The 6,675-nt window shown below is 39.2% G+C and carries 7 protein-coding genes; 4 read left to right on the forward strand and 3 right to left on the reverse strand.

Going from position 1 to position 6,675, the window contains the following annotated elements:
• Positions 1-58: 58 nt before the first annotated feature.
• The 3 genes from EKM65_RS11245 to EKM65_RS06575 all read right to left on the reverse strand — a co-directional run bounded on the left by EKM65_RS11245 (position 59) and on the right by EKM65_RS06575 (position 1,866).
• Positions 59-217: a hypothetical protein gene (locus EKM65_RS11245; RefSeq protein ID WP_164506852.1), complete on the reverse strand. Its 159-nt coding sequence runs from the start codon at positions 215-217 to the stop codon at positions 59-61.
• Positions 218-377: 160 nt separating this feature from the next.
• Positions 378-947 carry a GNAT family N-acetyltransferase gene (locus EKM65_RS06570; RefSeq protein ID WP_125606866.1) on the reverse strand — a complete coding sequence of 190 codons (570 nt, stop codon included), beginning with the start codon at positions 945-947 and terminating at the stop codon, positions 378-380.
• A 412-nt stretch (positions 948-1,359) separates the two neighbouring features.
• Entirely contained in the window at positions 1,360-1,866 is a 507-nt protein-coding gene (locus tag EKM65_RS06575; RefSeq protein ID WP_125606868.1) for a hypothetical protein, read from the reverse strand.
• Between the two features lie 260 nt (positions 1,867-2,126).
• On the opposite strand from EKM65_RS06575, the gene EKM65_RS06580 reads away from it, so the two are divergent.
• From EKM65_RS06580 to EKM65_RS06595, 4 genes are read left to right on the forward strand one after another with little or no spacing between them, the layout of a single operon-like run.
• Positions 2,127-3,185, forward strand: coding sequence for an ABC transporter ATP-binding protein (locus EKM65_RS06580; RefSeq protein WP_125606870.1), 1,059 nt, complete (start codon positions 2,127-2,129; stop codon positions 3,183-3,185).
• A complete protein-coding gene (locus tag EKM65_RS06585; protein ID WP_125606872.1) occupies positions 3,178-4,071 on the forward strand; it encodes a carbohydrate ABC transporter permease in 894 nt (297 codons plus the stop codon). Before EKM65_RS06580 ends, EKM65_RS06585 begins: the two co-directional genes overlap by 8 nt.
• Positions 4,072-4,085: 14 nt before the next feature.
• Positions 4,086-4,907 (forward strand): carbohydrate ABC transporter permease, encoded by an 822-nt coding sequence (locus EKM65_RS06590; RefSeq protein WP_125606874.1) that lies wholly within the window; start codon positions 4,086-4,088, stop codon positions 4,905-4,907.
• Between the two features lie 8 nt (positions 4,908-4,915).
• Entirely contained in the window at positions 4,916-6,220 is a 1,305-nt protein-coding gene (locus EKM65_RS06595) for an ABC transporter substrate-binding protein (protein ID WP_125606876.1), read from the forward strand.
• The last annotated feature ends 455 nt before the right edge of the window (positions 6,221-6,675 follow it).

A 6,675-nucleotide genomic window follows, 5' to 3' on the forward strand; every position in this document is an offset into this window, starting at 1 on the left:
ATAATTAGTTTGTTAGCGGCCCTTATTAAAGTTGAAATTTCGTTACAAAATACAGCAATTAAAACAATAGATACTTCATTACAGCATGCTTAACATTATGAGCCGTATAACCGTGACGTTGTAAATAGCGATGAACATTACGTCCATTTAATAGCGTATCGGGTTGCACAATTATCGTGAAACCTAAAGCAACCAAAAATAACAGTAATTCAAACATTACCATCATCTCCTAGCCCAAGCATACAGCTTATAACCGCTTTAATCAAACGATAAAAGAATACCCTTGGCGTGAATCCTTGGTGTTGGAGCAAAATCCAATACTGGGGTTCATTTCACCCAAAGTAAAATTCTCTAAAGGTTATTTGTTAGGTGCTCACTTAAATCTGCTGAATCAAATGTTCATAACGATGAGAACCAATCATTAATTCACCATCAGAAATAAAACCGTGATGAACATATAAATGTTTTGCTTTAGCATTCCCAAAATCAACATTTAAACTAATCGTATGCTCACCTTTTGCACGCAAATAATTAGGAAGATAGTCTAACAACTGACCACCAATTCCCTGCTTTTGTGCATCTGGTGCAACCGCCAATGAGTCCAGATACCATTCACCAGGCTTGGTCTCTACGTCGGTAAATAATTGCGTCTCTTCAGGAATTCCCACTAGTTTTAAATATGGTCTTAATGTGTCGTCAATCGTTGCTTCGGCTGCAGCGGGATAACCAACACAAATACCTTGAACCTGATCAGTTTGATCATTAACATAAACTAAAGTTTGTTGATAACCGTAGCGATAGTACGGATCTTCAAAAGCTGCCGCTAATAAAGCCTGAATTTTTTCGTTACCAATCTCAGTGATGACATCTAATTCCATATCATTCAAAATCTGCATCAAAATGGGTACAAACTGTTCTGCATCTGTCTTCTTTGCGGGACGAATCATGATCTACTGACCTCCTTAATGAAGCTAGGACAAAAGTTGAAAAATTCAAAACAAACTTGGCACTGAAATAAAAATTTCCGTACCTTTTTACTTGCTATTGCCATGAGTCGAAAGCTTAAGTCCTGCTGCCAAACTCGCTGACAATCATTTGTCATTCGCCTTTTGTCCCTAACTCCTACTATTGTCATACCAATCCATTGTAGCAAATCGCAGTAAATTACGTCAAAAATCGCCCACGATTAATAGATTGAATCATCGTCAGGTTCCTCTCATCGAATTTGATTGCACACAACATTCACCAATCATACTAGTTACGTTTAACATGAAAGTACAACCATGAACATATTTAGCATAGCGCATTGTTCACGCTTTACAACTCACAACTTTTGAATTTTGTACGACTTTTGGACAGTTAACGAGTAGTGGTTAAATTTTGTTCAAAAGTCAATAGCCGCTGGCGAATTTGTTCTGGCGACTCTGCAAAATCACTCGTTGTCCAGATCTGCAACTCTGCCAGCAATGCCGCACATAATAAGCGCAACTGTTGTCTTTGATACTGATAACGACACCCCGCCCAAAAAGCACGGCAAAAATCTTCACGCGCCGCTGCTAGCCGCTCCGGTCCTACCGTTAAAACATAAATATTGCCAGCCAATACTTGATGACCAAATAAATAATCCAAAATATAAGCTGTTCCGGTTTTCCAATTTAGTTGCTGGCTCATTAAAGGCTGCACTAATTCATGACGAAACGTGAAGACGAGTGCATCGTCAAGCCCGCCATCGAAATGATAATATAAAGTTGAACGAGAAATTCTGGTTGACCGCAACAGTTCAGTCACCGTATACTTCGTAAATTGTTTCTGCGATAAGTCATCTTTAAGTGCATCCATGATCACAATTTTAGTTAATTGCGTCATTAATTCTCACCTCACAAACCTATTTTGAATACAATCTTACATAAAAAAGTAATCCCAAACCGCGAATTATCTTTATTCGTTTATTTCCAACTTTATAATAACATTTTCGGCCGGAATGTTCGGAAAAAAAATCAAAAAATGTAATCGATTTCTTTTTCAAACCGTCAAGACAACACCCACAAAATGTTGTATCATATTTGTAGACCTACCAATTATATTGTGTATGTTGTGGTCAAAACCGTTTAAAAGGGGCGAAACCGTTGGAGGTTACATTCAAAGATGTCACCTTGTCATATGATGGCAAGCGTGAGATTCTGCATCATTTGAACTTTACAATTCCAGAAGGAACATTGGTGTCAATTCTAGGTCCCAGTGGTTGTGGTAAGTCAACAACCTTAATGATGATCTCAGGATTATTAGCACCTACTTCGGGGCAAATTTTCTTTGGTGATCAAGATGTTACTAAGAAAGATGCATTGGCGCGAAAAGTTGGCATGGTATTTCAGAACTATGCTCTTTATCCACATTTAAGCGTCCTCGATAACATCGAATTCCCACTGAAGATGGCCAAAGTATCTAAGAAAGATCGCAAGAAAAAGGCCATTGAGTTGGCTAAGCTCGTTCATATTGACGATCAATTAGATAAAAAGCCTGGCGCTTTATCAGGTGGTCAACAGCAGCGTGTGGCGATTGCCCGTGCCTTAGCTAAAGAGCCTAGTCTTTTATTGCTTGATGAACCGTTGTCTAACTTGGATGCACGTTTACGAATCGAAATGCGCCAAGAAATTCGCCGGATTCAACAAGAAACAGGCGTCACTACGATCTTTGTTACCCATGATCAGGATGAAGCACTACATATCTCTGACCACATCATGGTATTAAATCAAGGGCATATTCAGCAATTCAGTTCCGCTGAAACCTTGTATGATAATCCTAGTAATTTATTTGTGGCTCAATTTATTGGCGAGCCCGTCATTAACACCTTAGATATTACTGATTTTGCTGGTGAACTCGATGGTCAAATTGACGCTGATATTTTACAACGGACGCAAAAAGTTGGTATTCGACCAGAAGCTTTGCAAGACCACAATACGGTAGCTAATACCTTGGCAACAATTACGACCAAAGTAACCCGTTCAGAAAAATATGGTCGTGAAAAGAATGCCTTGCTTGAATTTCACGGTCAACGTTTATTGACAACCGAAGTTCAGGCCGACGTTACTGACGGACAAGAATTACCACTCTATTTGCAGCGCAATGGTGTTTATCTCTTTGATAAAGACGGGGTGCGGATATTCGGTGGTGATCAGGATGCTTAATGCCAAGCCGACGATTAAATCAACCTTAAAAGCATTACTTTATTTACTACCAATGTTGGTTATCTCGATTACATTTAGCATTTATCCTATTATCAAGTCGTTCATTATGAGCTTCTATACTAAATACGATTTCTTCAAGGACATCGTCTCTCAATATGGCATTGATAATTTCAAATTTATTTTTGCTGACCCCGATTTTCATTTAGCAGTCAAAAATACCTTGATCTTCGTCGTGGGTGTGGTGCCATTAACTGTCATTATTTCATTAGTGATTGCCCTACTGCTCAATCGGATTAAATGGTTGGCTGGCTTCTTCCGCACCGTTTATTTCTTACCATTTGTAACAAGTACTGTCGCCATCGCACAAGTTTGGCACTGGATTTATAACAGTGATTATGGCTTGTTGAACTATTTCTTAGGATTTTTCGGCGTTAATGCCATTAGTTGGTTGGAAAGCCCTAAATACGCCATGTTAGCTTTAATTATCATGAGTGTTTGGAAGAACCTTGGCTTTAATATTATCTTATTCTTAGTGGGCCTGAATAATATTAACGAACGTTATTACCAAGCCGCTAAAATCGACGGTGCCAATGCTTGGCATCAATTTACCAATGTAACGATTCCATTACTCTCACCGATTACTTTTTTAGTTAGCGTTAATGGTGTAATTGGCAGTTTCAAAGTTTTCGATGAAATCTTTGCTTTATTCAACGGAACACCTGGGCCAAGTAAGTCCGCTTTAACAATTGTTTATTACCTCTATCAGAAGTTCTATACCGAATGGAAATACGGCATTGCCGCAGCCAGCGGTGTGATCTTGTTCTTCATGATTTTGCTCGTAACTGTCTTCCAGTTATGGTATAGCAAACGTCATGTCCATTATTAGAAAGGGGTAAACACATGAAATTAAAAGTGGCCATGGTTTTACGTTACGTGATCCTTATTTTGGGTGCTGCAATTATGTTGATGCCTTTCTTATGGATGCTGTCAACTTCCCTTAAGACTCAACCTGAAACAGTGAAGATTCCCCCTATTTGGATTCCTAAACATTTACTATTCAGCAACTACGTTAATGCACTTAAAGAAGCACCATTCGTTCAATACTTTATCAACAGTGTGATTGTCACTACCGTCACAACTTTGGGCCAACTGTTCACGAGTATTCTGGCAGCCTTCGCTTTCTCTCGCCTGAACTTCTATGGCAAAAACATTTTATTCGTTATTTTCTTAGGTACGATGATGGTCCCGGGCGAAATGTTGATCATCCCTAATTTCGTTACCTTGTCAAAAATGCACTTGATCAACACTTACGGCGCCCTAATTATTCCTTGGTTAGCCAGCTTCTTTACAGTCTTCACACTGCGGCAGACTTTCCAATCCGTTCCAGACCAAATTTATTATGCGGCTAAAATTGATGGTGCTAGCGACTGGCATTACTTATGGCATGTCTTAGTTCCCATCTCTAAATCAACCATTACTGCTGTCACTGTCTTACAAGTCATTGGCTCATGGAATGCTTTCATGTGGCCATTGATTGTCACTAATACAGAAAAATTGCGCACCTTGCCTGTTGGCTTACAAGCATTCACTTCAGATGCTGGGACCAACTATGCATGGCTCATGGCAGCATCGACGTTCGTCATTTTCCCTATGGTAGTTCTGTACATTTTCCTTCAAAAGTACATTATTGCAGGCATCTCAAAAACAGGATTGAAAGGATAGATAAAATAATGAAGAAGATAAGTTGGCAACGGGCATTGTTAACAGTTGCTTCGTTGGGGTTAGCTTTATCACTTGCAGCATGCGGTAGTAAATCTGCTAGTGATGCCAAGACAAAATCAGACGAACCAGTTAAAATCTCATTTTGGAATGGTATGAATGGTCCTTATCAAAAAGCTTTGAAGAAGATCATCAATGATTTCAATAGTTCACAATCAAAATATAAGGTTGTCAGTACTGCACAAGGTGATTACACCGCCTTACAACAAAAAATCATGGCCGCTGCTAAATCAAACAGCCTCCCTGTTATTTCACAGACAACTTATACAACCGTTCCTGACTATAGCAAGAATGATTTAATCGAACCTTTAGACAACTACATGCTTAAAGGCGACAACAAATTATCAAGCGCAGACTTAAAAGATATTTATCCTTCATTCCTAAGTAGTTCAAAATATCAAGGTAAGTACTACTCAGTGCCATTCAGTAAATCTGTTCGTGTTCTGTATTACAACCAAGATATTTTAGATAAATACAATTTGAAAAAACCAACAACTTGGGAAGATATCGCTAAAGACGGCGTCGTCCTTAAAGCACATGGCATCTATAGCATGGGCTTTGACAAATCTTGGGATATGGAATTCGAAGGTTTAGCTCGTCAAGCTGGCAACCCATTAATTGGCGTTAACGGCAAAAAAGTTAACCTAGATTCTGCCGATACTTTAAAAGCTGCTAACTTTATCATGGACATGGTTAAAGATGGTACTGCTAAAACAGCCGGCGAAGACTTCTACTGGACTCAAGCTTTCACTCAAGGCAAGTCAGCCTTCTACGCTGGTTCTTCAGCAGGTGTCACCCAAATGGTCGCACAAGCTCCTAAGTCACTTAACTGGGGCACAATGCCACTACCAAGTTACAATGGCAAAAAGGCTACTGAAATTGCCGGTAACGACATTGTTATGTTCAAGAGCGCCAGCGCTGATCAGAAAAAAGGTGCTTGGGCTTTCATGAAATACTTAATGTCAACCAAAGAAACGGCTAAGTGGGCCAAAGCAACTGGTTACGTACCTTTACGTAAATCAGCAACTGAAACAACTGACTTCAAAGATTACCTTAAAAAGAACACCTACAACCAAGCAGCAGTTGATTCACTTCCTGACGGTTTCCAATCAAATGCCTTCTTAGGTTTCTCTGAATATCGGACGAAACTTTTGGAAGCAGTTGACGCAATGTTAACTAAGAACGAACCAGTTAAGAAATCTTTGACTAGCTTACAAACAACGACTGAAAAGATTATCAAGGATAACAAACAATAACCTTTTTAGTTAAGTTGTATGTTTCTTTAAAAATAATCACATCATAATTAAACATAAATTTTTGAGATGCCTTAAAGGGTGACAACTACTTAATTGTTGTCACCCTTTTAAATACCCGAAAATTATCGGAAATTTTTTAATTCTTTTAATTTTAAGGATAAAATTTTGAAAAAGTGGTTCTTCGTGCCTGCGGGAAATACGCTGGTGGAACGCTGCGGAGCTTGATTTGAGCCGAATAAAATTCAATTCATCTTGAATGTGGGCTTCAGCAAACCCTAGAACTGTTATGCTGTTGTTCTTCGTGCCTGCGGGAAATGGCTGGTGGAACGCGCTGCGAGTATTGATTTAAGCCAAATCAAGGCCCAATTTGTCTCAAATAATCGAGTAGGAGGTAATTGATTAATTCAATTACCGACCTCTCACACCACCGTACGTACGGTTCCGTATACGGCGGT

This window comes from Lapidilactobacillus bayanensis, from assembly GCF_003946695.1.
Lineage (GTDB): Bacteria > Bacillota > Bacilli > Lactobacillales > Lactobacillaceae > Lapidilactobacillus > Lapidilactobacillus bayanensis.

Excerpts from the sequence above, each read along its gene's own strand:
- EKM65_RS06595 (WP_125606876.1), top strand. The coding sequence starts at position 4,916 with ATGAAGAAGATAAGTTGGCAACGGGCATTGTTAACAGTTGCTTCGTTG.
- EKM65_RS06590 (WP_125606874.1), top strand. The coding sequence starts at position 4,086 with ATGAAATTAAAAGTGGCCATGGTTTTACGTTACGTGATCCTTATTTTG.
- EKM65_RS06570 (WP_125606866.1), bottom strand. The coding sequence starts at position 947 with ATGATTCGTCCCGCAAAGAAGACAGATGCAGAACAGTTTGTACCCATT.
- EKM65_RS11245 (WP_164506852.1), bottom strand. The coding sequence starts at position 217 with ATGTTTGAATTACTGTTATTTTTGGTTGCTTTAGGTTTCACGATAATT.
- EKM65_RS06585 (WP_125606872.1), top strand. The coding sequence starts at position 3,178 with ATGCTTAATGCCAAGCCGACGATTAAATCAACCTTAAAAGCATTACTT.
- EKM65_RS06575 (WP_125606868.1), bottom strand. The coding sequence starts at position 1,866 with ATGACGCAATTAACTAAAATTGTGATCATGGATGCACTTAAAGATGAC.